This window comes from Mesorhizobium sp. WSM4989 (assembly GCF_029625795.1).
In the GTDB taxonomy this organism is placed as follows: domain Bacteria; phylum Pseudomonadota; class Alphaproteobacteria; order Rhizobiales; family Rhizobiaceae; genus Mesorhizobium.
In genome coordinates this window covers 200,804-218,409 of record NZ_JARTVN010000003.1, presented here as the reverse complement: position 1 = coordinate 218,409, position 17,606 = coordinate 200,804, and the positions used below count along the sequence as shown (strand labels likewise).

General features: G+C 60.1%; 21 protein-coding genes. 14 read left to right on the top strand and 7 right to left on the bottom strand.

Annotation, left to right across the window (positions count from 1 at the left end):
* Positions 1-24: 24 nt before the first annotated feature.
* The 6 genes from P9217_RS25870 to P9217_RS25845 all read left to right on the top strand — a co-directional run bounded on the left by P9217_RS25870 (position 25) and on the right by P9217_RS25845 (position 4,885).
* A complete protein-coding gene (locus P9217_RS25870) occupies positions 25-924 on the top strand; it encodes a DNA-processing protein DprA (RefSeq protein ID WP_278087938.1) in 900 nt (299 codons plus the stop codon).
* The gene (locus P9217_RS25865; protein ID WP_278087939.1) at positions 917-1,570 is read left to right on the top strand and encodes a hypothetical protein; all 654 of its coding nucleotides are present in this window, start codon (positions 917-919) and stop codon (positions 1,568-1,570) included. The genes P9217_RS25870 and P9217_RS25865 overlap by 8 nt, the downstream gene beginning before the upstream one ends.
* Before the next feature lie 192 nt (positions 1,571-1,762).
* Complete coding sequence (locus P9217_RS25860) at positions 1,763-3,166, top strand: hypothetical protein (RefSeq protein ID WP_278087940.1); 1,404 nt, start codon at positions 1,763-1,765, stop codon at positions 3,164-3,166.
* Between the two features lie 14 nt (positions 3,167-3,180).
* Positions 3,181-3,972 (top strand): hypothetical protein, encoded by a 792-nt coding sequence (locus P9217_RS25855; RefSeq protein WP_278087941.1) that lies wholly within the window; start codon positions 3,181-3,183, stop codon positions 3,970-3,972.
* 78 nt (positions 3,973-4,050) lie between these two features.
* Positions 4,051-4,503, top strand: coding sequence for a MucR family transcriptional regulator (locus P9217_RS25850; protein ID WP_278087942.1), 453 nt, complete (start codon positions 4,051-4,053; stop codon positions 4,501-4,503).
* Between the two features lie 82 nt (positions 4,504-4,585).
* On the top strand, positions 4,586-4,885 hold the full coding sequence (locus P9217_RS25845) for a hypothetical protein (protein ID WP_278087943.1): 300 nt from the start codon (positions 4,586-4,588) through the stop codon (positions 4,883-4,885).
* Positions 4,886-4,917: 32 nt separating this feature from the next.
* On the opposite strand, the gene P9217_RS25840 is transcribed toward P9217_RS25845, so the two are convergent.
* Entirely contained in the window at positions 4,918-5,355 is a 438-nt protein-coding gene (locus P9217_RS25840; protein ID WP_278087944.1) for a hypothetical protein, read from the bottom strand.
* Positions 5,356-5,501: 146 nt separating this feature from the next.
* Between P9217_RS25840 and P9217_RS25835 the strand changes: the two genes are divergently transcribed.
* Positions 5,502-5,795 (top strand): hypothetical protein, encoded by a 294-nt coding sequence (locus tag P9217_RS25835; protein ID WP_278087945.1) that lies wholly within the window; start codon positions 5,502-5,504, stop codon positions 5,793-5,795.
* A 1,164-nt stretch (positions 5,796-6,959) separates the two neighbouring features.
* Here the strand turns inward: P9217_RS25835 and P9217_RS25830 are convergent.
* Positions 6,960-7,148, bottom strand: coding sequence for a hypothetical protein (locus P9217_RS25830; protein WP_278087946.1), 189 nt, complete (start codon positions 7,146-7,148; stop codon positions 6,960-6,962).
* 163 nt (positions 7,149-7,311) lie between these two features.
* A complete protein-coding gene (locus P9217_RS25825) occupies positions 7,312-7,617 on the bottom strand; it encodes a hypothetical protein (RefSeq protein WP_278087947.1) in 306 nt (101 codons plus the stop codon).
* Between the two features lie 337 nt (positions 7,618-7,954).
* Between P9217_RS25825 and P9217_RS25820 the strand changes: the two genes are divergently transcribed.
* The 3 genes from P9217_RS25820 to P9217_RS25810 all read left to right on the top strand — a co-directional run bounded on the left by P9217_RS25820 (position 7,955) and on the right by P9217_RS25810 (position 9,246).
* Entirely contained in the window at positions 7,955-8,509 is a 555-nt protein-coding gene (locus tag P9217_RS25820) for a hypothetical protein (RefSeq protein ID WP_278087948.1), read from the top strand.
* 85 nt (positions 8,510-8,594) lie between these two features.
* Complete coding sequence (locus P9217_RS25815) at positions 8,595-8,828, top strand: hypothetical protein (RefSeq protein ID WP_278087949.1); 234 nt, start codon at positions 8,595-8,597, stop codon at positions 8,826-8,828.
* A 4-nt stretch (positions 8,829-8,832) separates the two neighbouring features.
* Positions 8,833-9,246 (top strand): hypothetical protein, encoded by a 414-nt coding sequence (locus P9217_RS25810; RefSeq protein ID WP_278087950.1) that lies wholly within the window; start codon positions 8,833-8,835, stop codon positions 9,244-9,246.
* Between the two features lie 41 nt (positions 9,247-9,287).
* Here the strand turns inward: P9217_RS25810 and P9217_RS25805 are convergent, their stop codons facing one another.
* The 3 genes from P9217_RS25805 to P9217_RS25795 all read right to left on the bottom strand — a co-directional run bounded on the left by P9217_RS25805 (position 9,288) and on the right by P9217_RS25795 (position 11,004).
* Positions 9,288-9,575, bottom strand: coding sequence for a hypothetical protein (locus tag P9217_RS25805; RefSeq protein WP_278087951.1), 288 nt, complete (start codon positions 9,573-9,575; stop codon positions 9,288-9,290).
* Positions 9,576-9,867: 292 nt separating this feature from the next.
* Positions 9,868-10,053: a hypothetical protein gene (locus P9217_RS25800; protein ID WP_278087952.1), complete on the bottom strand. Its 186-nt coding sequence runs from the start codon at positions 10,051-10,053 to the stop codon at positions 9,868-9,870.
* Positions 10,054-10,113: 60 nt separating this feature from the next.
* On the bottom strand, positions 10,114-11,004 hold the full coding sequence (locus P9217_RS25795) for an RNA ligase family protein (protein ID WP_278087953.1): 891 nt from the start codon (positions 11,002-11,004) through the stop codon (positions 10,114-10,116).
* A gap of 588 nt (positions 11,005-11,592) precedes the next feature.
* Here P9217_RS25795 and P9217_RS25790 point away from each other — a divergent pair.
* From P9217_RS25790 to P9217_RS25780, 3 genes are all read left to right on the top strand, one after another.
* Positions 11,593-12,336: a thermonuclease family protein gene (locus P9217_RS25790; protein WP_278087954.1), complete on the top strand. Its 744-nt coding sequence runs from the start codon at positions 11,593-11,595 to the stop codon at positions 12,334-12,336.
* Between the two features lie 261 nt (positions 12,337-12,597).
* Entirely contained in the window at positions 12,598-13,221 is a 624-nt protein-coding gene (locus P9217_RS25785; RefSeq protein ID WP_278087955.1) for a hypothetical protein, read from the top strand.
* Complete coding sequence (locus P9217_RS25780; RefSeq protein WP_336618909.1) at positions 13,218-15,128, top strand: hypothetical protein; 1,911 nt, start codon at positions 13,218-13,220, stop codon at positions 15,126-15,128. Before P9217_RS25785 ends, P9217_RS25780 begins: the two co-directional genes overlap by 4 nt.
* Positions 15,129-15,222: 94 nt before the next feature.
* On the opposite strand, the gene P9217_RS25775 is transcribed toward P9217_RS25780, so the two are convergent.
* The gene (locus P9217_RS25775; protein WP_278087956.1) at positions 15,223-16,464 is read right to left on the bottom strand and encodes a site-specific integrase; all 1,242 of its coding nucleotides are present in this window, start codon (positions 16,462-16,464) and stop codon (positions 15,223-15,225) included.
* Positions 16,465-16,812: 348 nt separating this feature from the next.
* On the opposite strand from P9217_RS25775, the gene P9217_RS25770 reads away from it, so the two are divergent.
* Positions 16,813-17,295: a pyridoxamine 5'-phosphate oxidase family protein gene (locus P9217_RS25770; protein ID WP_127215032.1), complete on the top strand. Its 483-nt coding sequence runs from the start codon at positions 16,813-16,815 to the stop codon at positions 17,293-17,295.
* The last annotated feature ends 311 nt before the right edge of the window (positions 17,296-17,606 follow it).

Here is a 17,606-nt window from a genome sequence, read left to right as displayed (position 1 = left end):
GCCAAATCACACAAGGTATCACCAATGAACCTAATCAACTTCGCATCGAAGGACGATGGGCCAGCCATCAACCCGATCTCTCCGTCGCGGGAGATGGGCGCCTATGAAGCTATGTGGTTGGAAGATAAGGCCAGTTTCAAAACAATCGCCGATCGGTTCAAAGCCGACCCGACAGCACTGCCATCGGATTTCGTAGAGCCGGCCCGCATTGCTGAAGCCATCGAGGAAGCTCGGCGCATCCTAAATAAACGCGGCGTGAGCCGGTTCGGGGTTCGCGTGCATCATGCGGGCGACTATCCACAAAAATTACGCGACGCCCGGCATCCCGTCGAATTGCTGTACTATCAGGGCGCTTGGGAACTGACAGAAACACGGTGCATCGCGATTGTCGGCAGTCGCAAGGCTAGCGAAGAGGGCGTGATTCGCGCTCGCAAGATCGCTCGTGAGGCCGTCCAACGCAATTTCACAGTCGTTTCAGGGCTGGCAGAAGGAATCGACACTGCGGCCCACTCAGAGGCTTTGGCTTCACCCGAAGGCCGGACCATCGCGGTGATAGGAACGCCGATTGGGGAATTTTACCCGCGGCAAAATCGAATTTTGCAAAACAGGATCGCTCGCGATTTTCTGGTCATCTCGCAAGTCCCGATCGTGAGGTATTCGAGGCAAGGCCCTGCGATCAATCGACTGTTCTTCCCCGAACGCAACGCGACCATGAGCGCGCTGACAGAGGGAACAATTATCGTGGAGGCCGGAGAGACATCTGGAACCCTCACGCAGGCGCGGGCTGCACTTCATCAGGGCAGGAAGCTGTTCATCCTCGATTCCTGTTTCCAGCGGAAAGATTTGACTTGGCCACAGCGTTTTGCGGAAATGGGCGCCATCCGAGTGCGCACATCCGACGACATTTGGGGCGCGCTTGGCTGAGAAGCTTACCCTCGTCGATAGCACCATGTTGCCCGATCACACGCTCTTACGAGCGGATGATGAGGTGTATTTCTGGCGCGAATACACCTCAGGTCGTGACTATTCCTTCGGCCCAGGCAATGATCTGATTTCGAATCTTAAGAAAAAGCCGTCGACCAGTAACTTCTACGAGTTGAAACATAAGCAGCGCGTCATTGGCGAGTGCGCGAATTTCTTCGCCAAGGCGATAAACCCAGTTTGGGTTGACGGCGCGGTATTCGTTCCCGTTCCTGGATCCAAAGCAGTCGGTCACCCTGACTATGATAACCGCATGGAACGGGTGTTTCGGGCGGTTCGCCCAAGCAAGCCTCCCGACGTCCGCAATCTGTTGGTGCAAGGCGTCTCAACCGACGCCGCGCACGAGGCGGGTGGTGGACATCGGCCGACGCCTGAAGAATTGCAGGCGAACTACCAATTCGATGAAACAATATCCGCCAACGTGCCCAAAATGATCGGGATCGTCGACGACGTTCTCACCGCAGGCTCCCACTACAGGGCCGTCCATGGGCTGCTAAGACATCGATTTCCTGACGCTTGGATTGTAGGGTTCTTCGTTGCGCGCAGAGTATTCCCGCCAGAGCCCGATTTTGGCGCCATTGATCTCTGAGGCGACCTGATCGGTCTTTCTCCAAATACTTGATCATGTTAGATTAGCCGCGCCGGAACCGCGCAGAACTCGGGCAGCTGCATCACCGCCCCGGTATCCGGGGCATGTTTCAACCACTTCCCCTTTTGATCTCATCCACTGAGCGTGCGCCGCGCTGGCGCGGTCGGGAAGTGCAGTTGCAAGTGATGCAAGATGCCGAATCCCGAGAAGCCCACAATCGAATTCAGCTACAAGGTTCTGCAGAATTGGCTGCAGGGCGGCACCGCTCTGGACAATGACCTGGCGAACCTTGCCAAGGGCATCAGCGAGACGATCGACGCGCTCGCCGACGTCCGGCGCGCGGACGGTGCGCTGAACAACGAGATCGTCACACCGGACAGCCTTTCGCCGGCAGTGCTGGGCATGTTTCAAGCCGAAGGGCCGACCGGACCAACTGGACCGACAGGGCCTGCGGGCGGCGTCGGGGCGACCGGCGCAATCGGTCCTGCTGGTGCGATCGGCCCTACCGGAGCGACCGGCCCCATGGGAGCTACTGGCCCCGTCGGCGCGACCGGTCCCGCTGGCGCCACAGGCGCGGTGGGCGCCACGGGACCGACTGGAATTGGAAGCGCCGGCGCCACAGGACCGATTGGCGCGACGGGACCGATTGGGGCCACCGGTCCCATTGGAGCGACGGGACTCATTGGCGCAACCGGGCCAATCGGAGCCACCGGCCCGGCCGGAGCGACTGGCCCGGTAGGCGTGGATGGCGCCGCCGGTCCCGCGGGTCCGACTGGCCCCACAGGCGCCACAGGACCGGCTGGGAGCGTTGGCGCGACCGGTCCGGTCGGCGCGACCGGACCGGCAGGATCCGGCGACTTTACCGGCCCGCTTTCGTCGGTGGCAGACAACATCGTCACGTTCGCCGGCACAACGGGCAAAGTCGGTAAGGACAGCGGCGTCGCGATGTCCAGCCTCGCTCCGATCAACAACGCAGTCTTCACAGGCACATTCACACCGCCGGACGCAACTATCGCCCCTGGCAAGCTCAACAACGGCGCGGCAGTTAGCGTTCTCGGCCGATCGGCCAATTCTGCCGGGGCGCGCGCCGACATCGCCGCTGCTGCCGACGACACAGTTCTTCGACGGGTCTCGGGCTCGTTGAGTTTTGGGCAATTGACCGCTGGCATGGTTCCGGCCGGTTTGGTCACCTATTCGATGCTCGCCTCCGCGGCCATTGCATCGAACAGTGAGTTCCAGCTTGGTGCGGCCAGCAAGCTTCTCACGGCGTCGGCGCTCAAAGCCACTGTGGCTTACCAGGCGCTGACCGACGCCGCGACCATCTCTTGGGACATGTCGCTGGGCAACAACGGCTCTGTCGCGCTGGCCGGCAATCGCACGTTGGGAAATCCGACCAACGCCAACCCGCTCTTCGGCTTTGTCCTGAAGGTCACGGCCACGACTTCGTCTCGCACGTTGGCGCTGAGTCCCAATTTCGTGCCGGCAACCGGCGTAGAGGCGTTCCCGATCACAATAGCCACCACAGAAACTGTGTTCCTCGTCGGCTTCGTCGACACGAGCACCCGGCTCGTGATCACCGGCGTCATTCGCACCTAAGGGGAGAGGCTGACGTGATCGATCTTGCGCCGCCTCCGCTTTGGTTGCCACCAAAGCCCGCAATCATTCGTTCGGCCCATGATCTGCGCCCGCCGAACATGGCGATGCTTCCCGGGGTCGCACCGCCATTGGTCGGCGGAGCGCCTCCCGCGTCTCCCGTAGACATTTCGGTTGTTCAGGCGCTGACCATCCACCCGGTCGAGACTCAAACCGTCACTTGGTCTGGTGTCGCCTTCGGGGCGGCTGCTCCCAATCGCTACGTCTTCCTGGCCGTTCCCTATTACACGCTGGGGACGGCCGGAGCGTCTATCTCTGCCGGAACGATTGGCGGCGTCACTGCCACAGTCGTGACGAGTCCAGGGCGGGGCGGCTCAGCCACCGGCGGCTTCTCGATCGGGGTGGCGATCGTCCATGCCTTGGTCCCGACGGGGACTTCCGGCACCGTCACGTTGACGCTGGCGACCAACACGACCTTTCGGCCACGCATCTGCGTCTATCGCGTCGTTAATCTTCAGTCGACAACGCCGGTGCAGTTGCTCTCAGCAAACAACATCGACGCCACCGCCCCGCTGAGCCGAAGCGTCTCCGCCTCGAAGGACGGCTTCACGATGATGGCTTGCTCAGTCTACGGCAACTCTACTACGCGCACCTTGTCGGGTCTGACACAAGATTACACGGTCTCACCCGTGGCCTCGATGCAGTTCATCGGCGGCAGCCTGGAAAATACCAGTTCGGGCACTGTGACGGGCACCGTCACGGGCGGCACCACGGGTAATTGGTGCGTAGCCATGGCTTCGTTCCGGTAGCTTCTTCGCCCTGTTGCGCTGGGCCGAAAACCGGCTAAGAGACTTTGGCTACTTGGTGCCACGAGCGGGAGATACTGCATGCCGGAAGAGATTGAGAGCAGCCGAAGCCAATTGATCGAGCTCACCGCCGACATCGTGTCCGCCTACGTGAGCAATAACCCCGTGCCGGCTGCTTCGCTCCCGGATCTTATCGCGAGCGTGAATTCGTCGCTCTCGAAGATCGGAGGACCGGCTGCACCCGAGACGTCGGTCCAGTCGCCAGCGGTCAACCCGAAGCGGTCGGTGTTTCCCGACTACATCATCTGCCTCGAGGACGGGAAGCAGTTCAAATCGCTGAAGCGCCATCTCCACGTGCACTACGGCCTGACGCCCGACCAGTACCGGGCGAAGTGGGGATTGAAGCCCGATTATCCGATGGTGGCGCCGAACTATGCCGCGCAGCGGTCGGCCCTGGCGAAGTCGAGCGGACTCGGACGCAAGCCTGCGGCCAAGCCGGCGCGAATCGCCGGCAAAAAGCGCTCGACACGGTGACCGCCGACCCTTGCCCTATTAACAAGCTCTGGCGCGAAGATAGAACGTCGTCTTACCTTGGGTTTGACAGCGAGGTAGTAACATGAGGCTCGTGCAACTTGCTGCCATCACATCCATCGTCACCCTGGGCTCAGCCGTGGCGCACGCCGGAAATGCTGTTCCCGCGAATGTCAGGATCTTGCTGAAGTCCGAAGCCGCCCTGAACGACCTGTGTCGTGGCGGTTCGGGTGACGATCCAAAGACGATGCAAGCATGCGACGACCGCAATGCTGTCGAGCAGAGGCTCTATGCTGCAGGCTGGTGTTATGGGAAGCGCGGCCAAGCTGGCTACCAGATGAAATGGCATAAGTGCTCCAAGGACTCGCTTCACCCAGGCGATTGAAAGGCGGCGCGTTCTGAGGTGCGGGCGTCCGCCTACTCATCCCGCCAGATCACTCGCTTTTCCCAACGGATCTGCACCAGGCGCCGGTATCGGATCGTGTGCGCCTGCTCGCCGGTTGGGTGAAATAGCTGCGCACTCATCCATTCCCGGCTCTTGCACTGCTGACAGCGAACCTTGTCCCGAACAGCATCGATCGTGACGTTGCCGATCACCTCGCGCAACTCGTTGGGTTTGTAGTAGCGCGTGACGTTGCAGCGGGCACAGCGAATGCCCGCCACCTGCCCGGCGTCATGGGCGTGCGTGAGGGTCCACGGGGCGCCTCTCGGCCACTTCTCAGGTTGCTCGGGCATCCCCTCGAATTGAGAACATATTCCCATCCGGTCAAGGGGCGGCTTGACTCTTTTGTTCTCATTTTGTTCACTGTTGCCTATGAGCGACGAAATCAGACTGCCACGACCCGAATACGCCACGCCGGCCGGTGTCCAGCACCACATCTGCGAACACGATGGCTGCAGCAAGGATGCGGGTTGGGGATTCGCCAAGCCGAAGCAGGCGCCGCACTGGTTTTGCTTTGAGCACCGGGCGGAAGGCGAGAAATTCCTGTAGGGAGCGACCGATGTCCCGCCATCAATTCGTGCATGAACTGGAGAGCGCCGCCGATCATATTGCAGACGCTTCGCGAGCCGACCTGCAAGTGCTGCTGCGGAGGGCTGCGCTGCTGCTCAGAAACGTCGGCGGACTCAGTCTCGATCCGAAGACCGACGAGGTGCTGAACGGCCTGGCCGCCGAGATGGGCAAGGCTAAGCCGGACTTGGTTGAGACGATCGTCGACGAGTGGCTGGTGTCTAACGCCTATCTGCCAGTGCCGCACCAGTTGGATGAAGAGAGCACGGTGGATGGCAACGCATGATCAGCCCAACAAGACCGAAGCCCGATTACCCCGATCGGGAGATCCGACTGCCAAGAAGCGATGGAGCCAGGTTTTCAGGCGATCGTACTGCATGCTTGAAGTCGGCGGGCACGCGGCGAAGTGATGCGCGCTCTGCGGCGCCTGATCGCTGCCGACAACATGACGCAGAAGGAAAACGCCAAGGTCGAGGCGGAGTTGGCGATTGCGAGGGCTATGATCCGAGCGGGGATGGCGTTTTAGACGTCGGGCCGGGCCCTTGGTAGTGTCTCAGCTTGAATCTCTCGGCCACCACGACCGCACCTGTGTGGTTGCCAGAAGATGACGGGAACGCGCTATGCACTCTTGCGATTGAGAGCGCGCGTTCTCCACACCCTGCCTGAACTCCAAGCGCGAAGCCCTCGCCCGCTCCGCGATGGCGATCGATTTTGACAGCATGGCACGATGAGCTTCAAGGGGAGACATATTTTGCGCTCCGGTCTTGTTTAGACGGGAGCGCTGGGTGGCTGTCTCTCAGCCGCCGATGTCCGTTGGGTCGTTACCGGCGATAGTGGTTAACATACTGGAACTCGGTTCGGTTCCCTAACTATTTCGCGGCTCACTCAACCGGCCGCTTCTTGCGCACGAGACGTATCGCGTTGCCGCTCGTTTCGTCTGGTCGCTTTTTGCCGTTAAATCCGGTCACTTTCGCAGTCTTGTGCTTTGCGGTTCTTTCCAGCAGTTCGCGCGACCGCCGAACGGCCAACGCTGATTGTTGCAACAATTCGAGCACGTCCTTGTCAGGGCATTCTCAGCGTCTCAACGCAATATAGTTCCGGCTAAGGAATATAGACGTTCCGCCCAAAGTTGTTGAAGAGCCCGGCAGCCGAAATTTCAATGCAAGAGCCCGCCGCCTTGAGGGATGGCGAACGGGCTCCGGGGTCTGCGCAACCCCAACGGCGCGACGTCGGGCAGACCGCGCCGTGAAACCCAACCTGCCGAGTGGTGGAATGTTCCCTTCGATGCGACCGAAGTCGGATAGGCTGACGCTTTGGTCCCAGCGCTGAAACCTTCGCCCCCGCTACATCATTTGATAGTGCCGGCGAACATGTGTCCCTTCGTTCGGCGGCATGAGAGAGTGGATAGATGCCCGCCATCCCGTTGCCTGGGGTGGCGGGCATCTGTCTGTTAGCCCGCCAAGCCGCCTTCGCGGTGCTTCATTGCGTCGAAAATAACTCCGAAGACGCTATCGACTTCTTCATGGATCTCCTTTGCCGAGATGCCTTCGCGCTTCGCCGCCGACATCAGTTCATCGACAAGATCGTTAATGGCAAGGGCATCATCAGTGACGACGACCTTGGGCAGATGTTCCGCCATCCACATATCCAGGAATGCCAAGGCTCGGGCGCTCATGCTTAGTCAAGCTGGCTCGCTGCCTTAGGTTCCTTCCTCGAAATCCTGCAGCGTCGCATGGCGTAGAGTGTGCTCGCCGCGAAGGTACTTCACCCGGCCGGTGATGCCCGGCTTCGCGCGCTAGCAGCTACCGCAATTGCGCTTCCCACCTATCGGCAAGCATCATCTGCGCAACTAGGCGCCCCAATGCAGCGGCTTGCGGGTTCTTCCACTGCTTCAGGGCAAGGGCGAGCCTATATGCGCATTCGGCTATTTCCTTGTTGGCCATCTTATCCTTGCTGGAGTCCTTGATGTTGCGGGCCACGATGGTGGCTGTGGCGTCCGGCTCTCCGCTGGCATCCAAGATGATCTGACAGCACTCGATCAGCACCATGAAAAGCGCATGGTTCGCGTCGCGATGCCGAACCTCAAGATTGGCGATCTGGTCGGACATTGGTCAGTGCGGCAGGCGCTGATGAAGATGCCAGCTAGGACCGCGGCCACGATGGCCAAGGCGATCGCGGCGATCCGTACGCGCTTCACCCAGACTTGGCGCATCGCTTGTCGCTTCCCCGTCGCGCCGTCGTAGGCACTGTATATGCGCCGTCCGTCCCCTCCATAGCGATCAGAGTTCGGATAGGTCTTTTGCTGCCTGCGTTTCGGCTTGAGCATGAGATCCCCCACAGCCCCAGCCTACAATGGCGGCGGTTTGGCCTCAACCGGGGATGACGCTTGCGTGCGCGGCCGAGTTGGCGCAAGTATTAGCGGGATGGCCGGGGGAGCAAAGTGCCATGAACTGGGGGAAGTTCGCTTTCGTTGTACTGTCGCTGTTTGCCAGTACCACAGGTGCCCAAACTCTTCAGAGCATTGAAAACTGTCGCCAGTTGCTAAACGATGCCGATCGGCTGGCTTGCTATGACGGCCTGCAAACGAATGCAGCGCCTTCGCAACAAGCAGCACCTAACGCTGCCTCGCCCGTCACGCTGGCCAAAGCTCGGTTCAACATTCAGGACGAAAACTACCAACAGAAGATTTTCAGGCCACGCATCGAATTACACATGTCGTTCGCCAACTCTTCGGCGAAGAGAGTATCGGCTGTGGCCTTGGTGGTTTCGATCAAGGACGCGTTCGGCGACCTAATCCTGAGCGGCGACAGCAAGTTGGACGTCAACATCAGGCCGGGCGGGACCGAGTTTAGCCCGACGTTTCTAGTTTGGGAGGACAACCAATTCATGAGCGACGATCCCTACAGCAAGATGATCGGCCCGGTTGCTGCGGGTACTGCCACGGCTGAGGTCGCCATAAAGAAGGTCGTCTATCAAGACGGGACCATCGAGTCATTTTGATCGCACAAGGGGGGGGGGGACAATGCCGCACATAGAGCGAATTGAGAAACGGAAGCGCGGCTTCTTCGGAATGGTGTTCTGGTGGATGTTTCTGGCCTTCAATGGGTTCATGGGCCTGTGGATATTCTATGCCATCAAGATTTCGAGCCAGCATTTCCAGGAAACAGCCGATGCGGTCGCCCAAGCGGGAACCGCCATCGGCGGGACAATTGCAGTCGGAATGCTGCTTTGGCTTTGGCTGTTCGGTGACATCATTCTCGGGTTGCTGGTCGTGCTCTCCCGCGGCAAGAAAGTCACGATCGAGCAGACAGTCGGGTAAAGTTATGGGGGAAAGGACAAAGATTGCGGCCGTCGCTGTCGCCGCGCTCGGCCTTGTTTGGGTGTTCAAGGGCCACGATGGAAGTCCGCCGGGCAGCGCCAGCGCGGTTGCTTCGGGCGTCAATGCCGGAGTCTACGGAGACTGCGCCAAGATCGACGCGAAAGCCGTGCTTGCTTCGCGGGATAACACGATAGACCGCATAAGGCGCAGCGACGCCACCGATTTCAGCGGACCTCAAATATTCGTACACGTCTCGACTAAAAGATGGAGGGATGCCGGCCGCGAGGGACAACTAAGCATCGCGATCGCTGCGTATTGCGATGCTGCTGACCATGCCGGCAAGGGCGTAGCCATCATAAAGGGAAGCATTGACGAGGAACTCGGTGGCGTCGTGGACGGCAACTACACGAGCCCCTGAGCGTGCAGGAAACACAAGTCGCGCCAGTGACCTCAACGCTGTCATAGCTGCGCTGGCCGGCTACGCTCTCTTGCGGTGAAGTCTTTCGGGCTGGTGTCTGGCGAATATTTGAGCGTGATGCGCTTGCCGCCACAGACGGCGCATTTCATCTTTGGCTTCAAGTCCCATTCCATGACGGGAGCATCAGCGCCGAAGCGGTCGCGGAGCGCAGCCAGATCGAGCTTTTGATGGCGATGACAATCGAGGCATCCGCCGGTGACGGGCATGCCCGCGTCGATGAGCCCTTGCAGTGTCCAGCCGTCACTCATCCGGACGAAATAGGTTTCCAAGGTCAGAAACCAAGAGTCCGCTTGTCAGGGGAGAGCGGGCTCCAGGGGTCTCTGCTACCCAACGGCCCGGCCTCTGTGAGCATCGCGCCGCGAGCCCCAACTAGCAAGCTGGTGGAATGTTTGCCCGATGCGACCGAAGTCGGAGGATCTACGCTTTGGTCCCTGCGCTGAAACCTTTGCCTCACTGCGTTATTTGACCAGTGCCGGCGAGCATATGTCCCTTCGTTCGGCGGCAGTCGAGAATGGTGACGGATGCCCGCCATTCTGCCAGGAGTGACGGGCCTCTGACTGTTTAACCCGCCAAGCCGCCCTCGCGGTGCTTCATTGCGTCGAAGATGACTTCGAACACGCTATCCACCTCTTCGTGAATCTCTTTGGGCGAGATGCCTTCGCGCTTCGCAGCCGCCATCAGTTCATCGACCAGATCGCTAACGGCAAGCGCGTCATCCGTGACGAGGTTTGGCAGATGCTCTGCCATCCACATATCCAGGAATGCCAAGGCTCGGGCGCTCATGCTTAGTCAAGCTGGCTGGCTGCCTTAGGTTCCTTCCTGAAAATCCTGCAGCGTCGCATGGCGTAACGTGTGCTCGCCGCGAAGGAATCTTACCCGGCCGGTGATGCCGGGCTTAACCCACTCGACATCCTCGGCGAAGGCGCTGGGCACCCGCTGCACTGGCTTCGAGGCCTTGGCTTCCTGGACACGCTTCCACAGCCGCTCCCTGAGTCCGCTGGGCAGCGTTATGAACGCCGTGCCGGCATAGCGGCCACCACGCGCCATGATCGCCGCAGCGGGCTTACCTGGCTCGCGTCTGATGCCTAAAAGCTCGAAGTCGGCGACGTCCCAACACTTCGTCTTCACCCAAGACTCAACCCTCCCGCTTCGGTAGGGACTTTCACGTCGTTTCGAGACCATGCCCTCCAGGCCCATCTTCTCCACGGCCTCGAAGAATGAGGCGCCGTTCCCTTCGACATGATCGCTGTATTGGATGATACCCTTCGCCGGCTTGACGAGATTCCAGAGCCTCGCTTTGCGCTCGATCAGCGGCAGGGAGCGAAGATCCTCACCATCCAGATGCAGGATATCGAAGGTGACGAATGCGAGTTGCTCGGCATTCCAGCCCATGCGGGAGTGCATCCGGTGGAAGTTCGGCCTTCCGTCCGGCTCCGGCGCGATCATCTCGCCATCGAGGATAAAGGACTTGGCGGGAAGTTTCTCGGCTGCGGCGACGATAGGCCAGTACCGCTTCGACCAGTCATGGCCGTTTCGGGAGAAGGCCCGCGCGCCGGCCCAGTCGAGAGTCAACTGGGTCCGGTAGCCGTCGTATTTGATCTCGTGCAGCCAATCGTCGCTGACCGGCGGTGTTTCGACCTGGACAGGCTCCAGCGGCTTGATGAAGGACAGCCGGGCTCTGCCGGCAGGCTTATGCATACGAACCCCAACGCGACGCTTCGAGTTTGATTCAATATCGCACGGCCGCGAGCGTTCCGTTAGCAGCTACTAAAAAGATTAGGGAACGTTCGCGCGCGGCTACCAATGACAGGCGGAACGAATTTCCATGTTCGAGCTTTCTGGGTGCATGGCCCCGATGCCACCAATCGAACCGCCGCTGCTTCCTGAAGGTTGCCCTGACCGTTCAGTCAATTGCGAGGTTGCCCTCGAGCCCGTGTTTGTAGCCTTGGTTAAGGCTTGCCTTGCAAAAGGCTGGTCGGCGCAGGAAGTCTCGGAAACGCTACTCAAACTCGCGACAGAACACGCAGAGACGACTATGGGGCGCGAGAGAGTGGCCGCGCGACTATACCGTTGGCGCGTCAGCAGCTTGATGGATACCTACGTTAGCCAGTTCTTCGGCAGATTTAGGTGAATGTGCGAGCCGCCTATCGCTAGACCTCCGCCGAATTTGGGAGCATTCTCCTCTGCGGGGGAAAGGGCTTGGACAGGTCTCGGCACGACAATCGATCTGACCAGTGGCGCAAGCGCGGCGGCGCAAAGTGTTCACGCGCGTTGCGTTGGGCAAGTGTGCCGCGGCGCCTGATCTTCGTCACGGTCGCCGCGGCCGGGGCGCTAGCCGCGCAAACAGCAATGCAACACAGCGACACCCTACCGGAGCTCAACCTCTCGAACTTGCTCGGGCCGAAGCCGCAACCAATCACCGGCGTTGCTTCTGTCATCGACGGTGACACGATCGAGGTTCATGGGCAGCGGATCCGCCTCAATGGCATCGACGCGCCCGAGAGCAAGCAATACTGCGACGACGCCAAGGGCTTCGAATATCCCTGCGGCCGGCGATCGGCCGAAGCGCTAGACAGATTCCTGGCTGCCTCGAGGCCGGTGCGATGCACCTTCGTGACCTGGGATCGCTATCACCGCTACGTCGGCGACTGCCGGCGCGCCGACGGTGCCAGCGTGACGGCATGGATGGTCGAGCACGGCCAGGCGCTCGATTGGCCGCGCTACAGCCAGAGCGCCTATGCGGCGCAGCAAGCGAAAGCCCAGGCAGCGAAGGTCGGTCTGTGGGTCGGCAACTTTCAGGCGCCTTGGGACTGGCGCGCGTCGCACGCCGACGGCGTAGCGCCGGCGCGTCAGCCGCTCGGCATCGTCAGCCGCAAGCTGGTCGCGCAGAGCGGGTATTCATGCGAGCTGCGGCGGACATGCAAGCAGATCAGTTCCTGCGATGAGGCCCAATGGTATCTGCAGAATTGCTCGTGGGGCGGGAAGTTGGACCGGGACGGCGACGGCGTGGCGTGCGAAACGCTTTGCTAGCCCGGCCATCGCAGCCCTCAAAGCTCGATATACATTTGATTTTGCTGGCGCGCCGCACCGAGTGAAGAAGATGACTTTCTCTACTCCATAGCTCTTTAAAGCGCTCTTTTGAAAGAGGCGCGGCTTACAATGACGAAGATGCCGTGGCCAACATGCTATCGGCGTGCCGATGACCTCGGGATCGCCAGGTCCGCAGCATTGTTCGCAGATAGCGCAACGCTTATATCGATGTGAACATCACCGCAACCAAGAGTTGGCCAAGTGACGCCATTCGGATACCGCAGGCGCATCAAAGAATTCAACGAGGCGTTCACCAAACAAGTTGCGTCCGAGCTGCAGAAGCAGCGCGACGAACTCATCTCCCCCCGGAATGCGCAGAAATTCTCGCATGGCCGAATGTGGAAGACAAAGCCTACGGAGCACGGCGACGACGCAGGCGAAATGCAGGCGCATTCCTTCGAATTCGTGTCCCACTTCAACGATGTCATCAACCACGACCTGGCCAAGTTCGTTGAGGCGAGAAACCATTTGGTCGAGGGGCTGATGGCGCGGTTCCAAGCTTCCCTCTACCAGACGATCAGCCAGTCCGCGGAGAAATCGGGAAATACAGTTGTCGTCGGCCCTGGGCAGTCTCCTGCCGAGGCCTTCCTGGCCGCCCTTGAGATGATCGAATTTGGCATTGACGAGAATGGCGCGGTCAGTCTGCCCCAATTTCACATCGGACGAGAAGGCATCGAAAAGACCATCGCCGATCTGGAAGCGCAGGGACCGGAGTTTACCGAGCGCGTTGAACAGGTGAAGGCCGAGAAATCCGAACTCGCCAGACGAAGGGAAAGCGAGCGACTTGCGAAATTCCCTCCGGTTTGGGAAGGAGACTCGCTTTGAGAGTGCTGATCGCCATCGGTTGCGACGCCTACGACAATTCGCCCCTCCAGCCCCTTGCGGGCGCGGAGAACGACGCCGCGACAATCTTCGAGCACCTCGTGGCGAAGAACTGGGGTGAGTACGATCAGGCGCAGTCGAAACTGTTGCTGTCGCCGACGATGGCGGCATTGCGATCGACCATCGAAGCCGCACTCTTCTCCGGCCCGCCCATCGAGGAACTGACGTTCTTCTTTGCTGGACACGGCGGAGTGAAGGACAACACCTATTTTCTCTGCCTGAAGGATACCGACATCGGCCGGATGTCGCTGAGCGCCCTGTCGATGACACTGCTCTTCGGCTGGATAACCGAGGCGAAGATCCGTCACACCAACCTGATTGTCGACGCCTGCCACGCAGGCGGCGTTGTCCATGACATCGGCGTCCTCCTCAACCCCAATGTCATTGGGAAGGCCGGATCATTGGCCATTTCGATCCTGGCGGCGGCGGGTTCCGACGAATATGCAGGAGAGACGGATGGAGCCGGGCACTGTACGAGCGCGCTTATGTCGTGCCTTAAAGGAGAAACATCCGTTCAGACAACCCGCCCGTCGCTTGACCTAGTTGAGGTCGGACAAGTCGTGTCAAGAATGATGGAGGGCACAGGCCAGTCCCCGGTCTGCTGGGGGATCAATCTCTTCGGCATTTCCCAACTCGCGAAGAATCCGCGCTTCTCCGGAGGTAGTGCACACATTAGCGAGACGTTCCCGGGTCTGGTTTCCGACGGCGCAGGCAACGAGCATATTCGCGCGGCTTCAGATGCAATCTGGGAGCAGTATCTGTTGCTCGCCAGAGAGTTTGACGTCGAGCGGTTTCTGGATGTCGTCCAACCAGTCTGCGCGAAGCTGGAGGAGGAGCCTGCGGTCGCTGCCGCCTTCATAATGGGGCTGGCCGCGACCTTCGGCACCCGCATTGCCGCAACGGGCGACCACTTCGACGTTGCCAGACTCCAGTCTGCGTGCGCGGTCGCGCTTCTGCCAATGGCGGCCTCCAGTACGCACTGCGCCGACGCCATCATGCAACTATCGAAAGAAGTCGTTGCGTCGATCGGCGTTGGGACCGATCAGCTTTTGACCGACTTTACCGAAAGCACGTATGCGTTGCTCTCGCGCGGTGGCGGCATCGCCGACTTCTACTTCCTGCCGCTGCGGCTAATGAGCATCCTGGGCTGGCTTGGGGCCGCGGTCCACATCCAGACCATCTCCGGCAGAAGCACAGCGGTGATCGCTCCGAAGGCGGCCGACCTCGTGCGCCTGATAATGGCGCATTACAGTAATTCGATCGTGCCAGTGTCTGACGAAATGACCCCGTACTATGTGTCTTTCGCGGCTGCCGCCGATGTCCTGGGCTGCGAGGAAGAGTTGGAATCGATTTCTGGCCTGCTCGTCAGGATTCTTCATCAACGGGGCGGGTGGATCGCCAATCCGGGGCTGAGTGGCGAGGAGGCGCTACGGTTTCTGAATGCCGTGACCGAGCGCCGTTGTAATGACTTCCGGGACATTCAGGCCAATCCCACTAGCCTCTTGCCGGCGGTGCTTCTGGTCATGGACCGGAGCGGGCTCACCGATGTTGCCGACGGTGCGATGAAGGGCTTCGACCACATAAACATCAACATCTTTGTGCCCGACGACTTCATCACATTCGGAGCAGGCCTTATCGAGGACGGGACGAACTTCTCCCTGAACATAGGCCACACCGTGTTCAGCGTCAGTGATCTCGTAGCTGAATGGTCGAAGATCGAAAAGCAGCTGAGCGCCGACGCGATACTGGCATCTCCTGCGGTCCGGATTTCCAGTATTCTCGCTTCCCTGCTGCGTCCGGATCGCGTCGCATGGTTTCTCGTCGCCGGACAGGCCGCCAAGACGTCCTAACCGTCAAGGTAATTTGTACCGCGGATCTGGGCTCTCAGGCGCAGACCTGCACGGGCGCGCCCGACAAGATTCGAGCTTGTAACCTCTGCCTTGGTCAGATATCTGGAGCGAGGCGTCTGATCGTGTCAGCGACATATGACGGCGCCAAATGCGCATAGTGCTTCTCGGCCATTCGCGTATCGCTGTGCCCTAGCGCCTCCGCCACAACGATCAGCGGCGCGCCGTTCCGGACCATCGTGCTGGCATAGGTGTGCCGGATCTCGTGCAGGGTAACGTCTGACAGCTTGGCTTGGGCGAGCAGAGCCTTCCACGGTCGATTGTAGGTGGACGGCGCCCACGCGGCTCCGCTCTCTTGCCGCAGCAACGGTTCGCCGGTCGGCCGATCCGCAGCGAGGCGTTCGAATAGCTCTGCGCCGCCGGTCGGAAGTGGGATGTGTCGCGGCCGCCCGCTTTTGCTTTCGGCCACGAAGACCGATTTGTTGGCGGCGTCATAGTCCGCGACCCGAAGCCGAGCGAGCTCACCGAACCGTGCACCCGTCACCAGGGCAGCCGATACCAAATCACGAATGGCGCCGTTGCTGGCCGCGATCAATGCCTTTTGTTCGGCTGGCGACAGGAACCGAACTCGAGCAGATGTCGTTCCCCGGTAAGGTTTCACCAAACGCCAAGCGGTGTCATCGGCCACGAGCCGATTGTTGAACGCCCAATTCAACGCGGCCTTCAGGGTGGTCAGTGTGCGGTTGGCCGTGTCACGCCGGCGGCGGATTACTTCGGGATCCGAAAGGTTCACCTGCGCGATGTTCGCCTTCTTGGCAAACTTGCCAGTGCGAAGTCGCTTTTGCGCAGTCACCATGCCATCGCGCCAAGTGCGAACCTTCTCGATCGTTAGATCGGCGATCTTGATTGATCCGAGTTTCGACCGGATGTGGAAAGCCGCCCTGGTCTTGGCATCGTCAATCGACTTCATGCCTTCGGCGGCGCGCGCTTCGAAATAGCGATCCAATGCGTCATTGACGGTCAAAGCCGCCGGAGCGTCGCTGCCGGCCTTCAAAACCTTCTGCCATGCTCGAGCAGCGTCCTTTGCCTGTTCATGCGAGAGGACGCCGCTCCCATCTGCGGCGGTCACATCGTCGGCGCGCCCGAGCTTGGTTTGTATCCGAGTGCCGTCAGATAGCCGCGACGCCGCCAACCAGGATCCGCCGCGGCCATAGCTGCCACGGCCTCGTCGGTAGCCCAGGCGAAGACCCGGATTGATGATTTCCCATTCGGGAGCATCTGAATAGGGCAGGGCGGCCCGACTGGTTCGGCTGGACAGAACACTGCGACGCTGCGCCATCTTGGCTCCGAGAGTTTTCGTTGACAGTTTCGTTGCAACGAACCCGCTCAATCGCAGATAGTCGCACTTACACAATAGGACACATTGCCTATTGAAATCAAACGTCTAAGGCTGAGTAAGGCCGTGCAGAGATGTCCAAGATGACGCCCTCTCACGGCGGGAACAGGGGTTCGATTCCCCTTGGGCGTACCAAAGATTCCAATAATTTCGCTGCTTTGAACGACGACGCGTCGAATAGCGATCGAGAACCCTTGGCCAGGCAAGTCGTCCGTCGCGGGGTGTGAACTCGCGCGAAGGAACACACAGCACCGTCGGCCGTTTGCCTTTCTTTCAGTGAAAGGATGAGACATGCCGACACCCGCTGAGCTCGAAGCGAAATTCTGGAAAGCACTGAAATCTGACATGACGATGATGATCGGCCTCGACGGCTCCAACATCATCCCTCGGCCCATGACGGCACAACTGGAGAAGGACGATACCGGTCCGATCTGGTTTTTCACGGCGAAAGATACGGAGCTTCCGATGGGCCTTTCCGGCGGCGACCAGGCAACGGCCACGTTCGTCTCCAAGGGACATGACCTCTTCGCAACGGTGCAGGGCAAGCTTCGCGTCGACAATGATCGGGCTGTGATCGATCGGCTCTGGAGCCCCTATGTCGAAGCCTGGTTCGAGGGCGGCAAAGACGATCCGAAACTCACGCTGTTGCGCTTCGATCCGGACCGAGCCGAAATCTGGCTCGATGCGTCGAGCGTGGTTTCGGGCATCAAGATGCTGCTCGGATATGACCCGAAGCAGGAATACAAGGATAATGTCGCCAAGGTCGACCTTTAGGGGCCGGTCGCGACAGGCTGTCGGCCGCGTAATTTCTGCTTGATTCTCGGTTGATGCGGCAAAGGCCTCCAGCCTGGAATGCAACCACGCATCCACTCTATGGGCTCGCGACCAGAATGAACCGCGCCAGTTTGCGGCGGCAATGCGTTACGCGCCGGGATGGAAGATAGGCGCACGAATCCGCCACTGGCGCGCGCCTGGCGTTATACTCGACGTTATCGGAGCGGCGCTTTTTGCCCCTGGGCTTTGAAGCCCCTGTTTCCGCGCTGTCCCATGAGAGGAAGGCGCTGCGCTATTTCCCGGTAAGAAAC

Excerpts from the sequence above, each read along its gene's own strand:
- P9217_RS25870 (WP_278087938.1), top strand. The coding sequence starts at position 25 with ATGAACCTAATCAACTTCGCATCGAAGGACGATGGGCCAGCCATCAAC.
- P9217_RS25860 (WP_278087940.1), top strand. The coding sequence starts at position 1,763 with ATGCCGAATCCCGAGAAGCCCACAATCGAATTCAGCTACAAGGTTCTG.
- P9217_RS25850 (WP_278087942.1), top strand. The coding sequence starts at position 4,051 with ATGCCGGAAGAGATTGAGAGCAGCCGAAGCCAATTGATCGAGCTCACC.
- P9217_RS25845 (WP_278087943.1), top strand. The coding sequence starts at position 4,586 with ATGAGGCTCGTGCAACTTGCTGCCATCACATCCATCGTCACCCTGGGC.
- P9217_RS25835 (WP_278087945.1), top strand. The coding sequence starts at position 5,502 with ATGTCCCGCCATCAATTCGTGCATGAACTGGAGAGCGCCGCCGATCAT.
- P9217_RS25830 (WP_278087946.1), bottom strand. The coding sequence starts at position 7,148 with ATGGCGGAACATCTGCCCAAGGTCGTCGTCACTGATGATGCCCTTGCC.
- P9217_RS25825 (WP_278087947.1), bottom strand. The coding sequence starts at position 7,617 with ATGTCCGACCAGATCGCCAATCTTGAGGTTCGGCATCGCGACGCGAAC.
- P9217_RS25820 (WP_278087948.1), top strand. The coding sequence starts at position 7,955 with ATGAACTGGGGGAAGTTCGCTTTCGTTGTACTGTCGCTGTTTGCCAGT.
- P9217_RS25815 (WP_278087949.1), top strand. The coding sequence starts at position 8,595 with ATGTTTCTGGCCTTCAATGGGTTCATGGGCCTGTGGATATTCTATGCC.
- P9217_RS25810 (WP_278087950.1), top strand. The coding sequence starts at position 8,833 with ATGGGGGAAAGGACAAAGATTGCGGCCGTCGCTGTCGCCGCGCTCGGC.
- P9217_RS25800 (WP_278087952.1), bottom strand. The coding sequence starts at position 10,053 with ATGGCAGAGCATCTGCCAAACCTCGTCACGGATGACGCGCTTGCCGTT.
- P9217_RS25795 (WP_278087953.1), bottom strand. The coding sequence starts at position 11,004 with ATGCATAAGCCTGCCGGCAGAGCCCGGCTGTCCTTCATCAAGCCGCTG.
- P9217_RS25775 (WP_278087956.1), bottom strand. The coding sequence starts at position 16,464 with ATGGCGCAGCGTCGCAGTGTTCTGTCCAGCCGAACCAGTCGGGCCGCC.
- P9217_RS25770 (WP_127215032.1), top strand. The coding sequence starts at position 16,813 with ATGCCGACACCCGCTGAGCTCGAAGCGAAATTCTGGAAAGCACTGAAA.